Genomic DNA, 21,961 nt, shown 5'->3' with positions numbered 1-21,961 from the left:
TTCTCCTGCTGGGCATAAGCATCTGGAGTGTTGAAGATAAGCCGCAGCCCGAGCCAAACGAGATTAGGCCGCTCCCATCCATTGAAGCGCAGCGAACGCGAGCGGTGAGGCTTTTACGAGGGTGGTGACGCCAAGCGCGATCAGGGGCAATTGGATCATGCCCGCACCAACGGTCATTCCGAGCACGGTTGAATAGCGCGATTCCCCGCCCTTGCCCAATGCCGCGCGCCATCACCAGCATACTGTCTGGCCCAGGCGGCATCTGTAGGAAAGTGACCGTCGTGACGAACGCTAACCAGTGCGCGGGGTCCATGGTTGCGCTCTCATCCTTAGGGACTGAAATTAGAGCAGCCACATCCCTGGTCAATCGTTCAGCAGGGTCCTCCCGGCATGACTTTGAAACATCAGGTTTGTACATATCCCCGGTTGGTACGTTTCCGACGCTATCCACGAGGCAAAAGCCAATTAGATAGTCGCAGAGGCCCGGAGCGTGCATGCCAAGATATTTTTTCCATATCCGAAACCAGGATGGGAGCCTTGCGGAAGATCCGGAGGGGCAGGAGTTTGCTGATTTGGCCGAGGTTGAGGAAAACGCAATGGCGTCGGCCAAGGAAATCCTCGCGGAGGGGCTGCTCGGCGGCAACCCGGTGCTAACAGGGGCGATCTTTGAAATCTGTGATGAAAACCAGATACTGCTGTTGCGATTTCCTTTTTCGGAAGCAGCCGAAAAGCACGGTGCCCGGCCCTAATGCTTAAAGTGATTGGCTGCGGGGACAATGAGACCCCATATACCAACAATCGTTCGCACGTTTTCACGGGCGCGGACGGCTGGGAGATCAGGAAGCTCTTGCCCTACGAAGGGCGGAACCATGTTTAACCAGCCTAAAACGAAATCGAAATTCTTTGCTGCAGCGACTTTCCCCCAACGACCTGGCATTGCTGGTGCCGCATTTGGAACCGGACGTGTATTTCCTTGAAGACGGCATTGCCTCCATCGTCGCCAAAATCCCCAAGGGCCGCGATACCGAGGTAGGTCTGATCGGCATGGAAGGCATGAGCGGCGCCCTGGTGGTGCTCGGTGGTGACCGAGCCGTGCATGATACCTACATGCAGCTGGGGGGAAATGGGTTTCGCATGCCTGCCCCGGCACTCACCGCGGCCTTGGCCGCGAGCAATACGCTGAAAGCGCTGCTGTTGCTCTATGTCCAGACGCTCTACATCCAGACCAGCTATACAGCGCTTGTGAATGCGCGATCCAAACTCGACGAACGGTTGGCGCGGTGGCTTCTGATGTGTCAGGACCGGGTGCGCGATGACCGCTTCTCCATCACCCACGAGTTCATGGCTGTCATGCTCGGCGTCCGGCGACCGGGTGTGACTGTCGCCATCCAGGAGCTTGAAGGCCGCGGCCTGATCAGGGCGTCGCGAGGTGAGATCGTGATCCGGGACCGCTACGGCCTGTTTCAGATAGCCGATGGCACCTACAGCGAACCCGAAAAGGAATACGAGCGGCTTATCGGGAAACCTCATGGGCACATTTCGGGCCGTGGCTGCACAGGCAGGAAGGTCTTTCTCGCAGTATGGCTTCGCAATGCATGCAACTGGCCACCGGCGGGCGCCAGGGCGCGCGAGACGCGTTGGCGGTGTAGGACAGCGGCCAAGGCGAAACGCGCGTTGGCGGCATCCTAATGGTGACGGCCTATTGGTCAGATATCTGGCGCGTTCTGCGCGGGGGAGGAGTGGCCGGACCTAGGTGATCTCGTAGTAAAAATCGCAGATCAGGTCCGCGACTTTTACCGCCTCAAAATCAGTCATGTGCGCCGCTGTCTCCACCGCGACCGTTTCCATATCATCTTGATCGACAGCAAGAAGATCCAGCAATTTAGCAAACTTGAACTTGAGCTCTCGGTCACCCTCGAATTCATCGATAGTGATGTTCAAGATGTTTGCGTTCGCATCTATCAACCGCGTTTGAATGCTCTCGGAAGAAGCTGCTAGCGCGCGGATTGCCGCGAAAAAGTGCTCACGCGCATTGGTATATTTTTCGTCCATTTCGGTACCTCTTGGGGTAAAACAGTGCCTTGGACGTGGGGCGCCGCCGCGACTTATGCGTCCCATAGCGGAGTCAACACCGGGCGCTTATGTCGGCAGCGCGTTCATCACCTTGAACCGGGAATTGCGCGAACGGCTCTGGCAGGGCGTCCAGGACAATGCAGGGCCGGCGCCGAAGGGCATGAAGCGACCGGTGACGCAATGGGTCAAGCCGGGGCTCATCGCCACTGTGAAGCACTTGGCGCGGCGAGGAGGATTTGCGGCACGCCTCGCTGCAGGATTTTCGGGAGGAAAACTGATCGCTATTTGTGCTTCTCCACGAAAGCCTTGCAGGCTGGTGATAGCTGATCGATCATGCTTTGAAGGTCGCATTTGCCGATTGGTGTCATCGGGCAAAGCCGTTTGTAGTCTTTTCTGCACTCTTTGCCTTGGAAGCTTTTGAAGGCTTTTGCCTCGGCTGCCATAGTGTTCAAAAGCATGCCTGAGCAAGCTAGGGCTAGGCCCAACCACAGATGCTTTCCCATTATCCCTCTCCTTGTTGTCCAATGAATTAGGGTACGCTAATGGTAATGGCGCTGCAAGCGTCGAGGAAGACACCGGTAACGGCTATGAAGCGATCCTGGACGCGCGCTAAACGCAGGATCGCGCTGCGCCGATCCTGACGGAGACCCTAGGGCTAAACCAATGGAATGCCATCAAACTTTATGTGGCGGACCGGCTTCTGACACATGCCGCCACTGCATTGGTCAGCTCACCGGACAGGGAGGGCTTTGACACCCACGTTCCCTTTTGAAAAATCGGATCGTGATTGCAAGAATCGGACCTGCTCCCCGAGTGGACAACAAACGGGATGTACCGATCATAAAGGAGCCTGGCTATTGCCACGCAGTCTCCATCCCGAAGGTCGATATCAAGGACGGCTACATCGGGGGAGTTTGCTTGAAGCCAATCAAGAGCGTCGGAGCAAGATGACATGACTGCCACGACATTGAAGCCGGCGTCATGCAATGCCTCTTCAACGTCAAGCGCAATTAGCGCCTCATCTTCCAAAACGACAACCGACGACGCCGATTGGCTGTCCATCGTCATCACCCTGACAGGGCGGGGTTAAAGCAACTCTCCCAACTCGCCAGCGCGCCCCCAACTTCAGCCGGCGACAGTGCGGAATGAACTCCCTCTAGTGCACGTCGTCAACAGCTTGTTTCGTTGAGGGCCACCGATAGCTTTTCGGTAGGCGGTCGATGAGAGCCGTGCATCCGGAACCTAGCGAGAGCGAAGCATCCCCTGCTCCTTTGCAGCGGCCTCGAAGGCCTTCTATTCGTCACGTTTGCCTTCAATCTCGTCAAGCAGTGATTGATGCTTCTGGGGCAGCTCGGACTCAGGCAGCCTTAGCAAGTCGCAAAGGTACCGGCGAATAGTCTCCGAGGTGATCCACTTGCGAATGAGGCGTGAGATAGCCTCCTGCTGTGCTTTGCTAAGTTCTTTCATGGTCGGCCTGCAGGAGTAGTTAAAGCCGAACTCCCGGGTGGTCTAATGGTTCCTTTGAGCAGCGCCGTAGTGGGAGATTGCCTGATCGGCGCACAACCGCGGTGACGGCAACCTCATCGCCTACTTTGATATTACCCGAGCCATGCCAAATAGTTTGGTGCGGGCGGCGCTGGCGTCAAGATGAGCCCGACCTAATGTACGGGCTCTCCAAAACCCCATTGGCTTCGGCCGGCGGGCTTTTTTCTTTCCACTCGGAACTTCGATCGACGGGGCGGGTTGATCTGCAGCGGCTGGTTCTTACCGGTTCCAGCTGCTGACCAAGGCTCCAAAACTTGGTCGACCTGCGTCCTCAAGTCTGCGGGCCGAAAACCCGCCAGTGGTCCCCCTCAACCTCCTGGCGGGTTTTTCGTTTTCGGGAACCATTTCAGCGCAAGCTAATTGAATCGCGTCGCTGGAGTGTGTGCATGCGTAGAAGTCCCAGCCTTGGGAGGCTGAAATTCGTCCCGCCGCAATTGCCGCGCCTGGTCGAGACGCCGCCCGAAAGCGATGATTGGATCCACGAAATCAAGTACGACGGGTATCGGACGCAGGTCATCATCGACTGGGACGGCGCGCGGGCCTACACGAAGACCTGGATTGACTGGACGTCGCGCTATTGGCCGATCGTGACGGCCGCTGAGGCGCTTGGTGCACGGTCGGCAATCATAGATGGCGAGGTCATTGCACCGACACCAAACGGCGCCCCGGACTTCCGTGCGCTGCGGTCGGCAATGGCATGGAATGCCGAACGGCTGGCATTCGTGGCTTTCGATCTCCTGCACCTCGACGGCAAAGACCTTAGGGCGCTGCCGATCGTTGAGCGGCGGGCGATGCTTTGGGATCTGGTCAAGCCGGCAGACGGCATGATCCAATTCAGCGAGCATGTTGACGGCGGCGGCGCTGCATTCTTCCAAGGCGTTGACAAGCTGGGCCTCGAAGGCATGGTGTCGAAGCGCCGCGGTGCGCCCTACAGGAGCGGCGAGTCCGACGCCTGGCTGAAAATCAAATGCTACGAATTCAGCGATCTCGACCTGCTTGGCGTCAAGCGTGAGCCGGGCAAGCCGGCCATGGCCTTGATGGGGCAAGGCGGCAAGTATGCAGGGTCGGTGTTCATCACGTTGCCGAACGATGTCCGCGAACGGCTTTGGAAAAAAAAGGGTGCAGGCCGCGCGAGAGGCGCCGGTGGATGTTCCCAACTCGATGACCTGCGTCGAGTGGCTGATGCCAGGTGTCAGGGCGAGAGTGAAGCATCAAGGGGCGAGGCGAAACTGCGACATGCATCGGTGAAGGGCATTGTCGACGAAGGAACCTAGAGGCGGGCCATGAGCAAACGCGGCACAGATTTTTTGGACAAATGGATTGGCGCCAACGTTCCCGCCACTGCCGACGTCATCTCAGCTGCCGAACTGACCCAAAAGCTATTCGAAGATGCCAAGTCGTTAGGAATCAGCAGCGTCGAGATCGAGGAAGACACCGGCAGCGTTTACGAGGCAATCCTCAACGCAATCTTGCACCGTGATGCCGGCGTGGCTGATTAAGGCCATGACCTGGGCGCCCAGCGGCTCGGCGGAATTAACCTTTTAGGGTCCCAAATGCTCTATGATCTGTACCGTGGGTAAGAAGGCAAAGAAGGTCCGAGAGGAACCAATCGACCGCGAACGTGTGGCCGAGGCCGATTTCTATGCCCGCAGATGCGGCCTTACCCGAGAAGAAGCTTTAAGACTTCTCAAACAGGCCAGTCCGTCAAAGACCGTCGCCCATGTGGCAGGCAAGGGTAAGGATCGCTAAACGCTACCCTGGAATTGACTCGATAATCGCGCAATAGCGCGTATTCTATCTTCGTCGGCGCTCGTGAGGGGCATCGCCGCTTGGGAGACTAGACTGCACTCTCGCCCATTTTGAGGGAGGCAGAGTTGCTACGTATCCCGCAAAGTCACTTCCTAAGCCCGGATGATTTGGCGACATGTCAGCGGGTATTCAACCAGATATGCGCCGAGGCTAAGTCGGACCGCAGATCGGTAGACGGTGAGGCCTTGGCGTCCGCTGTACTGGCGAGTTTTCAACGAGGCATAGTTGACGAGGAGGAGTTGCTGGAAGCAGTTCGCGCGCGTCGTAACGAGTTCGCGCAACTACCCAGCTGACAGGAAGAACTAGCGCTTTCCCGACATGATGCGGGCTTCGCGCAGAAGCGATGACCAATTGTGCGGTCCCAGGAAGAGGATAAGCTCGCGGGCCTGCGCTTCGGTGATGCCGGTTTCCCCGACAAGACGGCGAGCAACGCCATCCGTCGCGGCCGGTGGCCTTCCTTGCTCGTCAACCATTTGTCGGATGTCCCTTCCGTGCCACCCAACGGGCGCAACGGAGAAAGGTTCCACTGGCGCTACCCAACCGTAGGGGAATGGCTAGCTCGACGGCTTCTCACGCGGCTTCACCGGCCCTGTCATGTTCGGCTGGATGAACGGCGCTCTCTTGCCGGTGATGGTCTCGATCGCTTCAAAAGATTCACTGCTCTGCATTCTTGCGCGCCAGATCGGCATAAATATCCGTTCGGTCGCCATTGTGCTTTTCGATCAACGCCAACGCTTCCGGCCGTGTCATTTTGCCAATCTTCATCAGAAACTCGAACTCATGCTTCGGTATCGATGAGGCGAGACGGTCTAGCTGCATCCGCCTGGTTTCGCTTCTGTTTGCCAATAGGAACCTCCGTCAATCGGGTTGTTCGGTCGCTGCTTGGGGCCCGACGCGATAGAGCAAGCCGGGTTGTGGGATTTGGTTCCAGCCTCTTGCCATCACCGGCACGGGAACGATCATGGGCCTAAGGTTCGTTGAGACTGGGTGTAAGCGGTTTAGAGCCGTTGGCAGCGCTACCCAGCCGTAGGTGGATGGACCGGTCCCGTCCCGTTCCACTGGATGAATTCAGCCTTCGTGCCGGTGATCTGCACAATCGCCTCCATAAGCGGTCCATGGACGCCGCGGAGGCAATGGCCTGGTAGTGCTCGCTCTCCATTCGAGTTCGCCCACTTAGGCGTATAACCCCAACGATGGCCTCTTTCGGTCAACGCTTGATTGGGTGAACGCACCGTCTCGCAGCGAAGTGTTTCGAAAAGAGACGCTAATGCGGCATGCAGCTTGCTTCTTCGACCCAAGGAGGCAAACACATGGTACTTTCACGAGATCGGGACGACGACGAAATGATCGTCCAATGCCCTAACTGCAAGCGAATGATGATCCGCAAAGGTCGCCTGATAAAAAGCTCCAAGTCTCTGACATGCGAGGCTTGTGGTAATGAGATCCGCCTGACTTATTCGTACAAAATGGCAATCTTTGAAAACCGCAGGCCACCATCATAGCATCATAGTTTGTCCGCGCCGCAGGCCTCGGCGGCGTAGGACAGCGGCCAAGGGCAACGCGCGCTGGTGGCTCTGTTGCCTTGTGGTCACCCGACAGGATCATTTGCCCTGCCGACTTTCCGCATGTTGAGCTGCTTATCCACCCAGTCCTGAATCGGTCTGTCGGGGTTGCGACTACGCCAAGTAACCGGCGCACTCCGATTGGAACCTAGATGGAGTGCCAAGACTGTGAGAGACGGGAATGTCCTCTTGACCCCGTCGATTGTCACAGTGATCGGAATTAAAACCCCACTCGGCATTGCCGTTACTCCTCGCTGCTGGGACGGTAGCATGGCCGGGAGGCGCTGTCAGCGGACGGCGGGGTTGCTACCAGTAACGATCCGTTAACCATTTGCGTTCAGCCTCATTGAGCGGCTTCAAGCATCGCGTTGCAGGCAACCGACAAAGGCCCGTCGCTCAACCCCTCCGAGCGGCGGGTTTTTTCTCTTTCGGGAACCGTACGGCGAAGAAGATTTGGCACGCTTCGACCGAAGACTAGGAGCAAGCATGGCACGGGCCATCCTCATTGCCATTGTTGACGACCATCCATTGTTCCGCGAGGGCGTAGCGCGGAGCCTGGGCGAGATCGGTGGTTTTGGAGTGGTCGCCCAAGGCGCCAGCGCCGAGGATGCCGAAAAGGCTGGTCGCGGCCATGCACCCCGACATCGTGCTGCTCGACATCAGCATGCCGGGCGGCGGGCTCAGCGCCGCGGCAAAACATCCTGGCCGGGCACCCTGGCCAGAAGGTCGTCATGCTGACCGTGTCGGAAGCTAACGCCGACGTTTCCAAGGCGCTCAATGCCGGCGCGCGCGGCTATGTGCTGAAAGGCGTGGGTTCGAAGGCGCTAGCTGAAATCCTCAGCAATGTCGCGGCTGGCGAAAGCTATGTCTCGCCGACACTGTCGGCTCGGCTTCTGTCGGCCCTGTAGCAGCCGGCGAACCGCAAGGCCGAACCCCTCCAGCAGCTCACCGGCCGCGAGACCGATATTCTGCGCCTGGTGGCGGAAGGCTTGAGCAACAAGGAAGTCGCCGCACGGCTTTCGCTGCAGGAGAAGACGGTCAAGCATCACATGACGCGGGTTCTGCGCAAGCTCAATGTCCGCAACCGGACCGAGGCGACCCTGCTGATGCGCGAGGTGGGAGAGCGCGACAGGGACCGTTTCTGGGGGCGCTAAGTATAAAGGGTCGCGACCGGCACAAGCGTCAAGCCGGCAAATGCGTGAAGGTCCTAAGTCTCTTTGTCGACAACCGGTGTTTTCCGCTTCGGCGCCACATAGCTGGTAACAAGCCGCACGGCACTGTGTTTGACCGTAATGCCCAGATCCTTGCCGCCTACCGTCACCGTATCCTCGTCGACGCGAACCACTTCGCCGGTCATCTCGATTTTCTGCCCGCTGCTTATGTATGGCGTGCTGTCTACGATCGAGTGTGGCTGACTGTAGGAGGGATCAGAACGCTCACACGGTCTTCCGTAACCCGCTTGCGCACGGTTGCAGTTATGGCGACGATATCGCCGACTTTGATGCCCCTTGCCATATCAACGATTCTGGAGCGGTAGGCGCCTTCGTCAAGCGATTGCTAATACGATTCGCTAAGCAACCATGCCGGGTGTACCATCGACTTTGTCGTTCGCACCCAACCGAGGCAAACGGACGATTGAAAGAGTTCATCACGCTTTCGCCCCGACTGAGGGAGGAGAGCGTCATGCCCTTTACAAAATACAGTAGCATATTCCTGCCAGCCGATCTGGAAACCATGCGGAAGATATTCGAGCTGTTGTGCCAAGAACGCCATCTGGCTCTCAACGACGCGGGCCAGCGGGAAGACCTGGCCAGCGAAGTCATGGATGCTTTTCAGAACGGGTTTACCGACGAAGCGACGTTGTGGGAGGCGCTTTCGAAGCGCCGCACACCCGGCACTGTGTAGATCGCAGGCTATCCACGCGCCATAATTGGAGCAGGCGGCCACAGGGAAGGGCCAAGAGGCGCAAGGCGCTGCGGCGGTGTAGGACAGCGGCCAACGGAAACGCGCGCTGGTGAGGCTGCTACCCAAGGGGGCTCAGGTCTATTCAGGCCTTTTTGCGTCCAATTGGAACACGGGTGCGGCAGTGAAGTTGGATTCATGCAGTGGAGTGGAAATGGCTTTCTCGTCCACTGCAGATCGGGCCTCCGTGGACGGTCGGAGCCCGCTGCCTTCCAACCCAGGTCCGGCAGCGGGCTTTTTAATTAGTAAGCGGAACGTAACATTCTTGCGCAGGTTTGTCGTGACGGCAGTTCGCTGCTGGCCCTGTCCCGCAAAAGACTAGGCCGGGCCCGCTTCGCTCGCCAGTTGGGGCGGGCCCACTATCGGTGAAGGGCATTGTCGAAGAAGGAACCTAGAGGCGGCCATGAGCACCCGCGGCACAGACTTTTTGTACAAATGGATTGGCGCCAACGTACCCGCAACGGCCGACGTCATCTCAGCTGCCGAACTGACCCAAAAGCTATTCGAAGATGCCAAGTCGGTAGGAATCAGCAGCGTCGAGATCGAGGAGGACACCGGCAGCGTGTATGAGGCAATCCTCAACGCAATCTTGCACCGTGATGCCGGCGTGGCGGACTGACCGCAGCGGCGCTATATCGACGCCCTGGCAAAGTGGACGATCCAAGGTCTCATTGATGAGAAGATGAAGCTGCATGCGTACTGCCATGCCAGCCTGTGCTTCCATAACCAGCCTATCGACCTTGAATCCCTGAAGGCGAAGCTCGGCCCGGATGCGCTGGCAATGGCGGATGACCTCATTCCGAAGATGCGCTGTGCCAAATGCGGCAGCAAGAAAGTCGGCCTGATCTATACGCCGGACACCAGCCCGACCGGCTATGGAAAGTCAAAGAACAGCAGGTAGGCGCCCATGCCGGCCAGCAACAGGCAAGCGGCCATGCCGATTATGTCGCGCTGCCAGTAGCGCCAGATCGCGCCGGCAAGCATCGATGCGGTGATCGCGGCGATGTAGAGCGCTACTGCCAAGCCGCGTCACACCGCGCGAGAGCCTAGCTGTCTGATTATCACACCAAGCGCGAGCGTGATTGAGCCGAACCCGAACGCACAGACGGAAAGGATCTCGTGAATTACGGTCTTGGCTACACCAAGCGTTACAAAGCCCGCCAGCATCTCCAACAGGCCTAACAGGATGATCAGAACCCCCACTTGCCCCTCCCTTTTTGAAGGGTCAAGCATCGCGCTGGTCGAAGGCAAACACAAGCTTCGCCTCCGGAAAGCGCGAGCTTTGACGATTTAAGTGGGTGGCATGTTCCGGGTTGCCCGGAACGACGGCATAGCCGACCTTGCCGGCGATCTGCGACTGCGGAATGAAGTTGATCGCCGTGGCGGTTTGCGAATAATTCGCCGCCATGCGGCCGGTAGGAGGCCAGGAATAGATCATCGCCACCTTCCCGGTCAGGAACGCTGCCCACAGGGAGACGGCGTCGAGCTCGTTATTGCCGGGAATAGACGCCTTGTTCGCCGCGAGCATGTTCGTCAGCGTCTTGACGCCGGCATCCGACACCAACCCGGCCTTCATGTCGTCACCGAACAGTTTCCCGCCGTTGGCGCGGAACTGCTGCAGAAAGTCGAACTGATTGCCCGGGCTGCCCGCCTTGCGGAAGTGACCGGCGCCATAAATCTTCGGCGCCATTTGGTCGGTGATGAATTGGGCGATCTGAGCATATTCCTCCCAGGTCTTCGGTGGTCCCAGCTTGGCGTTGAACTTGGCCTGGTAGGCCTCCATCATCTTGGGATCCTCGAAGATGTCCTTGCGGTAGTAGAGAGCGAACATGTCGCCGTCGTCGAAGAAGCCCCAGATCTTGCCCTTGTAGGTCGGCAGCGCCTTGTAGTGGCGGGCTTTTTGCTGTTCAGAAGTGAGTGGCGAAACACAGGCGACAGCAAGATCGGCAGTCCGCGCAACAACACGCCCGACATGATTGATAGGACCGGCCCCGGGGCCGACTGATTCTTCGATTTTTGATTATTCCATGTCGGATTCACCCGCGGTGAGAGCACGCTTGGCGGCCCATAGTCGCCAAATGACAAATATGGACGCCGGCTCAACAATGGCTGACTGCATGGCAGCCTTGGCGAACTGCTCGTCGACAATCCGGACCTATCTCGATCGTCGCAGGCAACACAGCATTGCGGGCGATCGGCGCCGGAGAGCCGGACGTCGACCATCAATCTCTGATCGGCAGTTTTGCCGCCGAACGGTGGCGTGTGCCGAGAGCATCCAGGCCAGATAGACGGGCGCGTTGGGGCGCGATCGCAAATGGTCGCAGCTTCGCGTTCGACCGCGCCCCAAAATCACCCGTCACCAGGTAATCGCCTGGTGGACATGCGTCAGCCGATCGCCGCACGAACCGAGAGCGCTGCCCTGGACGATTGCATAACCTCGCCGACATGGCAGTAGCAGACGATCTCGTGCAGTTGGTGGTCGGTCAGTTCGAAGAAGCGCTTGGCTTCGCCATAGCTGTCGTCTTTCAGACCTTCGTCGTGCAATATGGGGTCCGTGAAGGCAACCGCTATCGGCGAGCCATCGCCTCGCATGACATCGCGCTCCGGCGGGGCACGGTATTCAGTCCCAGCGAGCGCGGTCAGGAGCCGGCTGGGCTCACGTTCAAGAAGCTCGGCCCAACGTACGAGACGTTGGGTTCGGCTCATTACCGGCTGTGTGTTGACCTCGGCCACTGCATGCAGTTGGTCCAGTGTTTGGTGTTTCATGGCAACCTCCTAGTAATAGGTTGGTTGACCCCAAACGCCCTTCATCGACATCATAGCGCCGAAGCGTCGATCCGTCATTCGAATTCCATGTCGGGGCAATCGCGGGAGACTGCTTGGCATCCTCTTCAGCAATAACGCCCCTGATCACAAGGTCGATCGTCCGCTGACGTTCGCCTTTTACCCGATCGCGCTTCCCTTCCAGCGCTATACGCACCGAGTTCGCCTGTGCCGCCTGCCCATCAGTAGTCAGAGGCAACTGCTGGGTGTCTTGATGGTTCCTTTGAGGGGGCCGGAATATTTGGTACAAATTTCTGAGCGGGTGATCGGATAACAGGCACGCGCGCCGACCCCCGTATCCCCTCGGTTACACCACACAGGCTCCAAGGACTGGCGGGGCTGGCGACGGCAATGACCGGCGGGGCTCATTTCATACCATGAGACGAGGCCTGAACTTGAGAAGGCTCTTGAGTTTGCCCGCGAGCGTGACGTGTTCGTGGTGACCAAGGTGGACCGTCTGGCGAGATCAGCGGCGCATCTTCACCAGATCGTCAAGACGCTCGACAAGAAGGGCGTCGGGTTCAAGGTGCTGAACGACGCCTCGCTCGACACGACCACGCGGACGGGGAAGCTGGTGTTTAGCATCCTTGCCAGCATTGCCGAGTTTGAGACCGCCCTGAGGAAGGAGCGGCAGATGGAAGGCATTGCTAAGGCGAAGGCCAAGGCAGAGGCCCAAGGCGAGCTGTGGAAGACCGGCAGGCCGGTGACGGTGGATCATGACCTGATCAAGTCGCTGAAGGCCGAGGGGCGCTCTGTGAGGCAGATCGCCAAAGAGGCGGAGTGTTCACCTTCAGCGGTCCAGAAGGTTCTCACGGCGGCCTGAGGAATACGAAGGGCAATAGCCCCACCCACTAGCACTGAAAGGGCCTCCTGGGCCCATACGCACCCCATCCAAGCTTTCGTGCCCATGATCGTGGTCCGTAAGCCATGACGTCCTAGCGTTGGGTCGTCCGGATTCATGCCTTGATACCGGTCCATCCATCCCACGAGAAGCTCGGACATCATCAGGCAGCCCGCAACCAGCCCGACAAAAGGAACGCCAACCGTGCGCGAGGCCAGTTGCGATGGTCGACTATCTGAAATCGGCAATCAGGGAACTCATGCCGGCCTGGCTCATGCGGAAGTCGGTCGACGTGGACGTGCGCAAGGTTGAGCAGCCACCCCTTCGCGATCTGATCGGCGCTCGCCGCCTGTTCGATACCGTGGTCCCGTAAGGTCGGAATCCCAACGATAGGCTCACCGACCCGCAGATGTAGCTATCATTCGTCGCGGCCTTCCGGCCAGCGGCGCCAGTATTCCCGCTCATAGGCGCTGGCCATGGCCTGGCACGACTTTGATAGCGCTGAGGCCGAACATCGCGCGTAGGGCTGGCACCAGTGGCCGCGGCCGCGCGTCGGGCTCGGTGATGGCAAGGAAGCGCGTGCCGCCTCATCGAGGCGTGCCGCCTCATCGATCGCCGACGTGCTTTCGTGGCAAATGCCGGTAGAGCCTGCCGGCAAATCGTCATGGGTGGACATCGGCGACGAAACGCCAACGGTTTCAATGGCCCCATTTTGGGTTGAACGAACTAAGCGGTTGATTTTGGCCGAAACCGCTACGCCCCTTGGGCGCACCAGATATTTCAAGGACTTAGCGAAAATCTCCCCTCGCCTGTCCCATTTTTGGCCAATATCAGCCCCGACGAATCCTACCTTGCAATCTCCGTTGACCCGGCGACTAATCGAAAGAACCGGCGATCTGCGCGGGAAAATGGGGGAAGCAATGGACATGTTGGACAAGGCCGTGCTTGACTTGGAGCAGGCGGCCGATGCCTGTGAGGTCAATTGTGACTTGTTAGAAGAGCAGGACGAGAGGGTGTTTTCAGACCCTGGCGTGCTGAAGGCTGTTATCAACCAAATATTCCAGCGACAATTGGTAATCAGTCGCCACTTATCGCTCTTGGGCACGATACTGCAGGCCGTGCGATCAGATCTGGAGATCCCGGATGTCCAGCGCCCGCCTGAATGAAAAAGCCCGCCACCGTTAAGGCAGCGGGCGCTAATTCGGGAGGTCGGGCAGCCCCTTTGCCCGCAAAAATAATGGTACGCCTCGCTTAGGTGGATAATAAGCTCGTTCCGGTTGAAGCTCTGTATATTCAAGCTGCGTGACTTTTCTGCCACAAGATAAGAAAGCCCGCCACCGGAGCAGCGGGCCCGATTGTTTCGGCTGCAGAATGATCAGCGCCCGCCCTCATGACTGGCGAGAGCTTCATGGACGGGGTTCCAGCAGTGCCTGAGCCAAATGGAGCCCGGACCCTATGGTGTTTGCGAGCCCTAAGTATTGCTGCCTCCGTTGGATTGCCCAAGCGGCAGCTTCGCACAGTTGGATGATGGCCAATGCCTCGCAACTGCAGGCCATGATATCGGCCGCCGTCATGTCGCGATGATCGGCGACGCCAGCACTTCCTGCCATTTCAGGTCATCGCACCACATAAGCGTTTTCGGCGCGTTCGGTGCCGATGACATAAGCTCCGGCCTCCCTTGCAAGCTGCGCCACCATCGAACCGACGGCACCCGCCGCGCCATGAGCGAGCACGCTCTGCCCCGCCCGAAGGCAGCCGTGCTGGAACAGTCCCTGCCAGGCGGTCAGGCCCGAGATCGGCAAGCTTGCGCCAACCGTGAAGTCCACGTCGCCGGGCAGCGGCGCGAGGTTACGGGCCTCTATGGCTATATACTCGGCAAGGGTGCCGTCGCGATGCCAGTCCGCGAGGCCGAACACCCGCTGACCGATTGAAAGCCCCGTGGTGCCGTAGCCGAGCGCAGTGACCACACCGCTCATGGCCCAGATCGACGGCGTCCGGTCACGGGAGGCTCGATCGGCCCAGGTCGAGGGCCACTCCAGTTCGGTGTTGACGAATCCCGCCGCATGAACTTGTACGACGACATCGTTTATTGCCGCCTGCGCTCGGACCGCTCCACCAGCTTCATCCCAGCCGTTCCTGCAGCCTGGTCCGTCACTACGATCGCTTTCATGGGAATTGTCTCCTCAGTGATTTGTTGGTTCGGGGTAAATAGCAGGCGTGGAAGGTCTTTTCGATCTCTCACGCAGTTAGCTATCGGCTCGACGCCTTCCGCGACCACCTTGATGTTGGATTGCTGTGGGATGCCGACGAGACATCTGGCAGGCGCTTTATAGTTCAGAAGCTCCGTCTTGCCGAAGTGACAGCCATAGGAATCCGGTTCGGGCCTGTCGGCTACGAAATGATCCTGTTTTGTCTGGCCGGCCTTGTAACGCTTGCAGTAGGCGGTCCCGGCCGTTTATCGCTTGAGACGATCTTGTCTCGGCCCAAAGCAATCGGGCGCACGAGATGACTACCCTTGGCCAAACCGGCGATCTCGAAGGCTTCTTGGTTTTTGCCCAAACTTTTTTGCCCGGCATGCGTTGTTCGTTCTTCGAGCAGAGGAGAAAGCCATGCAGACGAAGTCACAGACATCAGCTGAAGCCGCCAAGCAACGTCATATCCAGCGTGGTATCGACGCCAAAGACGAGACGAAGAGCAATGGCAAAATCCAACACGCGATGCAAGCCGGCGCCCGCAAATATCCCGAGCCGCCTTTTCCCGAGCAGCATCAACCCAAACCGGGGCATGAATGGGCGATCGAACCCGCTCCGCTCTACGATGCGCCGTACTATCTCGGCTCAAAAAAATTGGAAGACAAGGTAGCGCTTATCACCGGTGGCGATTCCGGCATCGGCCGTTCGGTGGCGGTGCTGTTCGCCCGGGAAGGTGCCGATATAGCGATCGTCTATCTGGCTGAAGACAAGGACGCCGAGGAAACCAAGGCCGCTGTCGAAAAAGAAGGGCGGCACTGCATGCTGATAAAAGCCAATGTCAGCAGGCGCGAGGATTGCCGCAGCGCAGTGGCAGACATTGTGAAGAAATTCGGCCGCATCGACGTGCTCGTCAACAACGCGGCCTTCCAGATCCACTCCACCGATTTCAGCGACCTGACCGAGGAACATTTCGACACGACGTTGAAGACCAATCTCTACGGCTATTTCCATATGGCGCAGGAAGCGGTGCCGCATATGAGCCCCGGAGCAGCGATAATCAACACGGGCTCGGTAACCGGGATCGATGGATCAAAGGCGTTGGTCGACTATTCGATGACCAAGGGCGGCATTCATGCCTTCACGAGGGCGCTCTCGGGCAATCTCATCGACAAGGGCATCCGGGTAAACGCGGTCGCGCCAGGTCCAGTGTGGACGCCGCTCAACCCTTCGGACAAGGAAGCCGACGACGTCTCGAAATTCGGCGCTGACACGCCGATGAAACGGCCGGCGCAACCGGAGGAACTTGCGCCGGCATACGTGTTCCTCGCCTCGTCGCAGTGTTCAAGTTACATCACCGGCGAAATCCTGCCTGTCGTCGGCGGCTACTGAGGCCAAAGCGATGTATTTCATTGCATTGGCAACGGACTATGACGGCACACTGGCGCATGACGGGGTGGTCACCAAAAAGACGCTCGCTGCCGTCGAGCGGTTCAAGAAAAGCGGCCGCAAACTGATCCTGGTCACCGGGCGCGAACTGTCCGACCTCAAGCGTGTCTTTCCCGAGGTTGGCCTGCTCGACAAGGTCGTCGCCGAAAACGGCGCGCTGATATACACGCCGGCAAGCGAGGAGGAGCGGACGATCTCACCGTCGCCCGATCTCAAATTCGTCTCCAGACTGAAGAAGGCGGGCGTCAAGCCGCTGTCGGTCGGCAGGTCGATCGTCGCCACCTGGGAGCCGCATCAGGCAACCGTGCTCGAGGTCATCAAGACGATGGGGGCTGGGGCTCGAAATCATCTTCAACAAGGGCGCGGTGATGATCCTGCCGAGCGGTGTCAACAAAGCCACCGGCCTGGCCGCCGCACTTCAGGACCTTAGGCTATCGCCGCATAATGTCGTTGGTGTCGGCGACGCCGAAAATGACCACGCCTTCCTCAGGGTTTGCGGCTGCAGTGTCGCCGTCGACAACGCCATTCCCGCCGTCAAGGATACGGCCGATCTCATCATGCGCGGCGCGCGCGGGAAAGGCGTCGAGCAACTGATCGACAAAATGATCAAACGCGATCATCAAATTGTATCGAGGCGGCATGACGGCATCGTTCTCGGCTCAGGCGGAGGCCATGACATTTACCTGTCGCCGACTGATACTGTGTTGATCGCCGGCAGTTCGGGCATCGGCAAATCCACCCTGGCCACCGCGCTGACGGAACGCCTTGTCGAAGGCAAGTTCCAGTTCTGCGTCTTCGACCCCGAAGGCGACTATGACGGCCTGGAAGGTGCCGTCCGCCTCGGCGATGGCTCCACCCCGCCGACGAAGACGCAGGTGCTGGACCTGATTGCCAAGGCCGACAGCAATGTCGTCGTGAATGGGCTGGCGCTGCGTGTCAACGAGCGCCCGGATTTCTTCGCCAACCTGCTGCCCGACCTCGGCAGCTTCCGCAGGCGCACGGCGCGGCCACAATGGCTGATCATAGACGAAGCCCACCATCTTCTCCCAAAGCGACGCGACGATACGCGCGCGATCCTGTCACTAGAGTTGCCGGGCACGATCTTGATCACCGTTCATCCCGAGGCGATCTCGACCGATGTCTTGCGCCTGGTAACGGCTATCATCGCGCTAGGCCCCAAGGCGAAGGATGTCATTAAGGCCTTTTGTCACGAGGCCGGCATGGAGCCGCCGAAAGAGATACCCACGCCCAAGGGCTCGCGTGTGCTGTTCTGGCGACCGCATGCGGGCAAGAAACTCAAGACAGTCAAGGTGGCCGAGCCGCGTCAGTCGCTCAAGCGGCACAGCCGGAAATACGCCGAGGGCCAGCTCGATGAGGCTGGCAGCTTTTATTTCCATGGCCCCGACAATGCCATGAATCTCAGGGCTCACAATCTGATGATCTTTGCCCAGATCGCCGAAGGCATCGACGACAAGACCTGGGAGTTCCACTTGCGCGCCGGCGACTATTCGGAATGGTTTCGACACCAGATCCGGGACAAGGATCTGGCGCGCGAAACCATCGCGATTGAAAAGGATAAAAAGCTCTCTCCCGAAGAGAGCCGAAAACGCTTGATCGACGCCGTGCGCCGCCGCTATACGGCACCAGCTACGGCTCCGGAGGAATAGCGCCTCGTTGACCGAAGTCCTTGCCCGCGTTGTCCGTTTTCTGAATTTCCGCTTGGAACTCTCTCGCCGGCATCCCGTTCAAACATTATCGAACCAGGAGAACGGCCATGCCACGAGGCGACAAATCGAAATACAGCGACAAACAGGAACGCAAAGCCGACCACATTGCCGAAGGCTATGAGAAGCGCGGTGTTTCCGAGAAGGAATCCGAGCGGCGGGCATGGGCGACCGTCAACAAGGACGATGGCGGCGGCAAGAAAGAAGGCGGCTCCGGCCGTGGTAAACACACCGGAAAGCCCGCCGCTCACAAGGGCGGCAAAAGCGGCGGCGAGGCATCGGCTTCACGGTCAGCCGCGAGCCGATCGGAATCGGCAAAGAAGGCCGCGGCAACCCGCAAGCGGAATGTCGAGCACCATGCTCATTGACTGCCCAACCAACGTGGCGGGAAAGCAGACATGAAATCGCAACTCGTCAACGAGGTCAGCGGACAAAGGACCTTCGTCGTGGTTCTCGACCCCGGCGAAGAAGCCTTCGCCGCGCTGAAAGCCTTCGCAACCGACAAGAACCTCGGCGGTGCCTCTTTGACTGCGATCGGCGCGTTCGAACGAGCAACCGTGGGCTGGTTTGATCCGGGTGAGAAGACCTACCGCAAAATCCCGATCAACGAACAATGCGAGGTCTTGAGTGCGATCGGTGACGTTGCGGTCAGCGACGATGGCAAGCCTAGTCTTCATGTCCATACGGTGCTGGGGCTGCGCGATGGCACCACCAGAGGTGGGCATCTGCTTGACGGCATTGTGCGACCGACACTCGAGGTCACGCTTGTGGAGGCGCCGGTTCATCTGCGCCGCCGCAAGCGTCCCGAACTCGGCGCCGCCTTGATCGATCTGAATGCGTAAGGTTGGTAAGCGCCTAGCCGGTTCCCTTGCCATCAATGGCGGATGCCTCTGCGGCAAGATCCGATTCAGCGTCGGGATCGAACCGAGGGTTCACTACTGCCATTGCGATATGTGCAGACGAGCGACCGGCAGCGCGTTTGCAGTTCTTGTCTGGATGCCCTGCCAAAGTCTGGTCTGGAATTCGGGAATGCCAACATATCGCAGGTCTTCGCCAATCGCCCAAAGAGGCTTCTGCCCAGAATGCGGGTCGCCCCTCAGCCTTTGCTACGACGCATCGCCAACCGAGATCGCGCTGCACGTCGGTACGTTCGATGATCCGGCTCACCTGGAGCCTCAGTATAACTATGGCTCAGCGCAGCGCCTTGGTTGGGTGTGCTGCGGGATAGACCTTCCGGACCACAATACCGAGGAGAGCTGGTAGGGCCGCCTCTTGCGAGCGGCCAAGATTGCCGTATCACCATGCAGCGGGACAGCACGGCGTGACCGCTGGATATTTCCCGTACAAGATTTTTTGGTGATATCCGGATGCCGGCGGATTTATCGACAGGCTTGACGACAAGCATGTCCGCTGATGCTGCCACAATACCGGCCGTCAATACCAATCCGGCGATGATGATCATAATAGATGCGACTTCATCTCTGGTCCCCTTTCTGACTGTCTGAGCGCACCTGCAGCTCACCTCACTGTAGAGCCGCCCTTGCTTTTAAGGTTCATCTCTTGCCCTGGCGCAGCACCATCACTTGGATGCGGCGAGACGCGATGCTCGTCCTCGAAGATCGGATCCATCTCGAATGGAAGGTTGGGGCCGAACCGAGCAGTTATTGGCCGGGGTGAAATCGTCCGCTTCTGCCCCGGCATGGGCCGGGTTCTTAGGCCTTTGTTGCGAGTCGTCAGACCTCTTGGCGCGACGACTTCCGGGAAATACCGCCCTAACGGCTTGCCGGATTTTGCTCGCAACTCCACGGCCGCGCCGAATTTGAAGGCCAGACATCGAAACCCGTCCCATTTGGGTTCGTATTGCCATGGGCCGGCGTCGACCGGCAACGTGTCGGCAGCCTTTGCTTCATCGGTGCCGTGCTCAACGGCACGCCGAAAGACGATTTCACACTCGTCGGTAGATCGCGAGAGATCAGGTTCGCCCGTCATGGAAGTTCCGTGGACAACGATGGTGTTCGACTCAACGCAGCACTGGAGATCTGGTTCGGTTCACGCTGGAGGCGAGTTCCATTCGCGGCGGGAACGAAGCGCTTGCACGGTGGTTACTTCGCCGGGTCCATGGTGGCTACCCACGAGGTCTGAAGATGTTCGATTGGCTCAAGCGAGGAGAAACGGCGCCGGATCCTCGAAAGGGCATGCCCAGCCCTCGGCTCGATGAAACAGAATTCAAAAGGCGCTACCGCGAACAGTTCAACGATCCGGCTTTCGAAACCGCAAACGCCGAACTCGACATGATCGCCGAAATTGCCTGGCAGGCTTACGCTGACTCCCGCAAAAGCCCGCGGACAAGAAAGGCGGGCGCCGGCTTTGCGGACCCGAGCTACGATCTCTCTGTCGACTGGATCGCCGCCAAGGATGCTGTGGACGCGGCTCAACGCCGTTACAATGACAACAAAAAACGCCGCATCCTGATCGTCAATGGGTCGTCACGCAGCGAGCACACCTGCCCGGGCGAGATGTCCAAGAGCTACCGTTTTGCCGAGATAGCTCGCGAAGTCTTCGAGGCCGGGGAGGCAGAAGTCGAGATACTGGACCTGTCGCGGCTGGCGTCGGAATATGGCCGCACCATCCACCCCTGCAAAGCCTGCTTCTCGACGGCGTCTGCCCTCTGCCATTGGCCGTGTTCTTGCTACCCGAACCACTCCCTTGGGCAAACGCAGGACTGGATGAATGATATCTATCCGATGTGGGTTGCAGCGCACGGGGTGATGATCATCACGCCGGTAAACTGGTACCAGGTGACGTCGCCCCTCAAGCTGCTGATGGACAGGCTGGTTTGCGCCGACGGCGGCAATCCAGATCCAAGTTCGACGCATGGCAAGGAAGCGAAGGAGGCCAAGGCGCTAGAGTTGAAGGGCTGGGATTATCCAAGGCATTTGGCTGGCCGGCTATTCTCGGTGATCGTGCATGGCGACACGGAGGGCGCGGAGAACGTGCGACACTCCTTGTCGGACTGGATGAAGTCGATCGAGATGATCCCGGCGGGGCCAAAGGCGGAACTGGACCGCTATATCGGATACTGGAAGCCCTATGCGACCAGCCACTACGAAATGGACGAGGATACCGACTTCCAGGAGGAAGTGCGCAACGCGGCCCGGACGTTGCTCAGCGCCGTGATGGCCCAGCGGGACGGCGAACTGGGGACTGCTGGCCAATCGCTGGAAGACCCGAGAAAGAAGTAGATGGTCGCCAAATAGGCCGTGCGGTAGCCCTGAGCTTTGGAAACGGCATGGAAAAGGCCGGCCAGCCCTGGGGTGGCCGGCCTTTAGCACGGTCTACTCGGCAGCCTGCATGTTGATCTTGCTTTCCGCCATTTCGGTAAGCTTGCGATCGGTCGCCTGCTCTTCTTTCAGGTTTTTGGCCAACACGTTGGCGCAGTCACTGCGGCCAAGCTGCTTGGCCCAGGCGATGAGGGTGCCGTAGCGGGTCATCTCGTAGTGCTCGACCGCTTGTGCGGAGGCAATCAGCGCCGCGTCGAGAACCTCCTTGTCGTCGACGTCACCGCTGACATCGTCGGCTTCCTCGAGGATACCGTCAATCGCCGGGCAGTTGACCTCCCTGGCCTTGACGCCATGCAATTCGAACACCTGTTCGACGCGCTCGATATGGCCTTTGGTCTGCTCAAGGTGTTTTTCGAATCCGGCCTTCAATTGCGGATCGGTTGCCTTGTCGATCATCTTCGGCAGCGCCTTCTCGATCTGCTTTTCAGCGTAGTAGATGTCGCGCAGCGTGTGCACGAAGAGATCGTCGAGTGTCTTGATGTCCTTCGAAAAGAAGCCCATGGCCTTACCTTTCATTGCGCAGAAGTTCGGTTTTGGCGGCGGCTTGCCCGCCACTCGCGAAGGCCGGGACGCGTCCCGCCTTGCTGGTCAACGCGCCGGTGCCGGAGGAGTTCCAGATTTCCCAGCCGGGCCGTTTCTCCTT

At 58.9% G+C, this 21,961-nt stretch carries 26 protein-coding genes and 4 pseudogenes; 17 read left to right on the top strand and 13 right to left on the bottom strand.

What is annotated here, in order from left to right:
* The first annotated feature begins 494 nt into the window (after positions 1 to 494).
* Both ACYHH6_RS12465 and ACYHH6_RS12460 read left to right on the top strand, forming a co-directional pair.
* The gene (locus ACYHH6_RS12465; protein WP_352590509.1) at positions 495 to 749 is read left to right on the top strand and encodes a DUF6894 family protein; all 255 of its coding nucleotides are present in this window, start codon (positions 495 to 497) and stop codon (positions 747 to 749) included.
* Between the two features lie 154 nt (positions 750 to 903).
* Positions 904 to 1,689, top strand: a complete 786-nt coding sequence (locus ACYHH6_RS12460; RefSeq protein ID WP_352590506.1) for a Crp/Fnr family transcriptional regulator — start codon at positions 904 to 906, stop codon at positions 1,687 to 1,689.
* Between the two features lie 60 nt (positions 1,690 to 1,749).
* Here the strand turns inward: ACYHH6_RS12460 and ACYHH6_RS12455 are convergent, their stop codons facing one another.
* From ACYHH6_RS12455 to ACYHH6_RS12445, 3 genes are all read right to left on the bottom strand, one after another.
* A complete protein-coding gene (locus ACYHH6_RS12455) occupies positions 1,750 to 2,052 on the bottom strand; it encodes a hypothetical protein (protein WP_352590504.1) in 303 nt (100 codons plus the stop codon).
* Between the two features lie 302 nt (positions 2,053 to 2,354).
* On the bottom strand, positions 2,355 to 2,576 hold the full coding sequence (locus tag ACYHH6_RS12450) for a hypothetical protein (protein ID WP_352590502.1): 222 nt from the start codon (positions 2,574 to 2,576) through the stop codon (positions 2,355 to 2,357).
* A gap of 178 nt (positions 2,577 to 2,754) precedes the next feature.
* Positions 2,755 to 3,135, bottom strand: coding sequence for a response regulator (locus tag ACYHH6_RS12445; protein ID WP_352590499.1), 381 nt, complete (start codon positions 3,133 to 3,135; stop codon positions 2,755 to 2,757).
* 737 nt (positions 3,136 to 3,872) lie between these two features.
* On the opposite strand from ACYHH6_RS12445, the gene ACYHH6_RS12440 reads away from it, so the two are divergent.
* Both ACYHH6_RS12440 and ACYHH6_RS12435 read left to right on the top strand, forming a co-directional pair.
* Entirely contained in the window at positions 3,873 to 4,892 is a 1,020-nt protein-coding gene (locus ACYHH6_RS12440; protein WP_352590496.1) for an ATP-dependent DNA ligase, read from the top strand.
* Positions 4,893 to 4,901: 9 nt separating this feature from the next.
* Positions 4,902 to 5,117 carry a DUF768 domain-containing protein gene (locus tag ACYHH6_RS12435; RefSeq protein ID WP_352586062.1) on the top strand — a complete coding sequence of 72 codons (216 nt, stop codon included), beginning with the start codon at positions 4,902 to 4,904 and terminating at the stop codon, positions 5,115 to 5,117.
* Between the two features lie 612 nt (positions 5,118 to 5,729).
* Here ACYHH6_RS12435 and ACYHH6_RS12430 read toward each other — a convergent pair.
* Positions 5,730 to 5,900, bottom strand: coding sequence for a hypothetical protein (locus tag ACYHH6_RS12430; protein WP_352590493.1), 171 nt, complete (start codon positions 5,898 to 5,900; stop codon positions 5,730 to 5,732).
* A 1,575-nt stretch (positions 5,901 to 7,475) separates the two neighbouring features.
* Here ACYHH6_RS12430 and ACYHH6_RS12425 point away from each other — a divergent pair.
* Positions 7,476 to 8,143, top strand: a pseudogene (locus tag ACYHH6_RS12425) (response regulator).
* Positions 8,144 to 8,196: 53 nt separating this feature from the next.
* Here the strand turns inward: ACYHH6_RS12425 and ACYHH6_RS12420 are convergent.
* On the bottom strand, positions 8,197 to 8,346 hold the full coding sequence (locus tag ACYHH6_RS12420; RefSeq protein WP_352590490.1) for a hypothetical protein: 150 nt from the start codon (positions 8,344 to 8,346) through the stop codon (positions 8,197 to 8,199).
* A gap of 326 nt (positions 8,347 to 8,672) precedes the next feature.
* Here ACYHH6_RS12420 and ACYHH6_RS12415 point away from each other — a divergent pair, with 326 nt between their 5' ends.
* The 3 genes from ACYHH6_RS12415 (at position 8,673) to ACYHH6_RS12405 (ending at position 9,852) form a co-directional block, all read left to right on the top strand.
* Positions 8,673 to 8,894: an RNA-binding protein gene (locus ACYHH6_RS12415; protein ID WP_352590487.1), complete on the top strand. Its 222-nt coding sequence runs from the start codon at positions 8,673 to 8,675 to the stop codon at positions 8,892 to 8,894.
* A gap of 460 nt (positions 8,895 to 9,354) precedes the next feature.
* On the top strand, positions 9,355 to 9,570 hold the full coding sequence (locus ACYHH6_RS12410) for a DUF768 domain-containing protein (RefSeq protein WP_352590485.1): 216 nt from the start codon (positions 9,355 to 9,357) through the stop codon (positions 9,568 to 9,570).
* A gap of 63 nt (positions 9,571 to 9,633) precedes the next feature.
* Entirely contained in the window at positions 9,634 to 9,852 is a 219-nt protein-coding gene (locus ACYHH6_RS12405) for a hypothetical protein (protein WP_352590482.1), read from the top strand.
* On the opposite strand, the gene ACYHH6_RS12400 is transcribed toward ACYHH6_RS12405, so the two are convergent.
* From ACYHH6_RS12400 to ACYHH6_RS12385, 4 genes are all read right to left on the bottom strand, one after another.
* Positions 9,825 to 9,974 (bottom strand): hypothetical protein, encoded by a 150-nt coding sequence (locus tag ACYHH6_RS12400; RefSeq protein ID WP_352590479.1) that lies wholly within the window; start codon positions 9,972 to 9,974, stop codon positions 9,825 to 9,827. The two genes, ACYHH6_RS12405 and ACYHH6_RS12400, sit on opposite strands and share 28 nt — an antisense overlap.
* Before the next feature lie 6 nt (positions 9,975 to 9,980).
* Complete coding sequence (locus ACYHH6_RS12395) at positions 9,981 to 10,154, bottom strand: hypothetical protein (protein WP_352590476.1); 174 nt, start codon at positions 10,152 to 10,154, stop codon at positions 9,981 to 9,983.
* Between the two features lie 22 nt (positions 10,155 to 10,176).
* Positions 10,177 to 10,782, bottom strand: coding sequence for an extracellular solute-binding protein (locus ACYHH6_RS12390; protein WP_352590474.1), 606 nt, complete (start codon positions 10,780 to 10,782; stop codon positions 10,177 to 10,179).
* Between the two features lie 554 nt (positions 10,783 to 11,336).
* The gene (locus ACYHH6_RS12385) at positions 11,337 to 11,717 is read right to left on the bottom strand and encodes a hypothetical protein (RefSeq protein ID WP_112562746.1); all 381 of its coding nucleotides are present in this window, start codon (positions 11,715 to 11,717) and stop codon (positions 11,337 to 11,339) included.
* A 487-nt stretch (positions 11,718 to 12,204) separates the two neighbouring features.
* Between ACYHH6_RS12385 and ACYHH6_RS12380 the strand changes: the two genes are divergently transcribed.
* Positions 12,205 to 12,597 (top strand): recombinase family protein, encoded by a 393-nt coding sequence (locus ACYHH6_RS12380; protein ID WP_435053416.1) that lies wholly within the window; start codon positions 12,205 to 12,207, stop codon positions 12,595 to 12,597.
* A 241-nt stretch (positions 12,598 to 12,838) separates the two neighbouring features.
* The gene (locus ACYHH6_RS12375) at positions 12,839 to 12,988 is read left to right on the top strand and encodes a hypothetical protein (protein WP_352590471.1); all 150 of its coding nucleotides are present in this window, start codon (positions 12,839 to 12,841) and stop codon (positions 12,986 to 12,988) included.
* Between the two features lie 45 nt (positions 12,989 to 13,033).
* Here ACYHH6_RS12375 and ACYHH6_RS12370 read toward each other — a convergent pair whose 3' ends face one another.
* Positions 13,034 to 13,543: a hypothetical protein gene (locus tag ACYHH6_RS12370; RefSeq protein WP_352590468.1), complete on the bottom strand. Its 510-nt coding sequence runs from the start codon at positions 13,541 to 13,543 to the stop codon at positions 13,034 to 13,036.
* On the opposite strand from ACYHH6_RS12370, the gene ACYHH6_RS12365 reads away from it, so the two are divergent.
* Complete coding sequence (locus tag ACYHH6_RS12365; protein WP_352590465.1) at positions 13,542 to 13,781, top strand: hypothetical protein; 240 nt, start codon at positions 13,542 to 13,544, stop codon at positions 13,779 to 13,781. The two genes, ACYHH6_RS12370 and ACYHH6_RS12365, sit on opposite strands and share 2 nt — an antisense overlap.
* Before the next feature lie 474 nt (positions 13,782 to 14,255).
* Here the strand turns inward: ACYHH6_RS12365 and ACYHH6_RS12360 are convergent.
* Positions 14,256 to 14,785, bottom strand: a pseudogene (locus ACYHH6_RS12360) (NADP-dependent oxidoreductase); the annotation flags it as partial.
* A gap of 439 nt (positions 14,786 to 15,224) precedes the next feature.
* Between ACYHH6_RS12360 and ACYHH6_RS12355 the strand changes: the two are divergent.
* The 5 genes and pseudogenes from ACYHH6_RS12355 to ACYHH6_RS12335 all read left to right on the top strand — a co-directional run bounded on the left by ACYHH6_RS12355 (position 15,225) and on the right by ACYHH6_RS12335 (position 19,240).
* A complete protein-coding gene (locus ACYHH6_RS12355; protein WP_352590462.1) occupies positions 15,225 to 16,196 on the top strand; it encodes an SDR family oxidoreductase in 972 nt (323 codons plus the stop codon).
* A gap of 10 nt (positions 16,197 to 16,206) precedes the next feature.
* Positions 16,207 to 17,920, top strand: a pseudogene (locus ACYHH6_RS12350) (HAD family hydrolase).
* A 107-nt stretch (positions 17,921 to 18,027) separates the two neighbouring features.
* Positions 18,028 to 18,345 (top strand): plasmid stabilization protein, encoded by a 318-nt coding sequence (locus tag ACYHH6_RS12345; protein WP_352590459.1) that lies wholly within the window; start codon positions 18,028 to 18,030, stop codon positions 18,343 to 18,345.
* Between the two features lie 30 nt (positions 18,346 to 18,375).
* Positions 18,376 to 18,819 carry a PPC domain-containing DNA-binding protein gene (locus ACYHH6_RS12340; protein WP_352590456.1) on the top strand — a complete coding sequence of 148 codons (444 nt, stop codon included), beginning with the start codon at positions 18,376 to 18,378 and terminating at the stop codon, positions 18,817 to 18,819.
* Complete coding sequence (locus ACYHH6_RS12335; protein ID WP_352590453.1) at positions 18,812 to 19,240, top strand: GFA family protein; 429 nt, start codon at positions 18,812 to 18,814, stop codon at positions 19,238 to 19,240. The genes ACYHH6_RS12340 and ACYHH6_RS12335 overlap by 8 nt, the downstream gene beginning before the upstream one ends.
* Positions 19,241 to 19,723: 483 nt before the next feature.
* Here ACYHH6_RS12335 and ACYHH6_RS12330 read toward each other — a convergent pair.
* Positions 19,724 to 19,926 (bottom strand): annotated as a pseudogene (locus tag ACYHH6_RS12330) (ATP-dependent DNA ligase); the annotation flags it as partial.
* Positions 19,927 to 20,121: 195 nt separating this feature from the next.
* Between ACYHH6_RS12330 and ACYHH6_RS12325 the strand changes: the two are divergent.
* On the top strand, positions 20,122 to 21,219 hold the full coding sequence (locus ACYHH6_RS12325; RefSeq protein WP_352590450.1) for a flavodoxin family protein: 1,098 nt from the start codon (positions 20,122 to 20,124) through the stop codon (positions 21,217 to 21,219).
* A gap of 93 nt (positions 21,220 to 21,312) precedes the next feature.
* On the opposite strand, the gene ACYHH6_RS12320 is transcribed toward ACYHH6_RS12325, so the two are convergent.
* Positions 21,313 to 21,819: a YciE/YciF ferroxidase family protein gene (locus ACYHH6_RS12320; RefSeq protein ID WP_352590447.1), complete on the bottom strand. Its 507-nt coding sequence runs from the start codon at positions 21,817 to 21,819 to the stop codon at positions 21,313 to 21,315.
* Positions 21,820 to 21,961: the final 142 nt, after the last annotated feature.

This window comes from Mesorhizobium sp. P171375 (genome assembly GCF_057786075.1).
The sequence above is the reverse complement of the archived record's forward strand: the minus strand, read 5'-3'. Positions and strand labels throughout refer to the sequence as shown.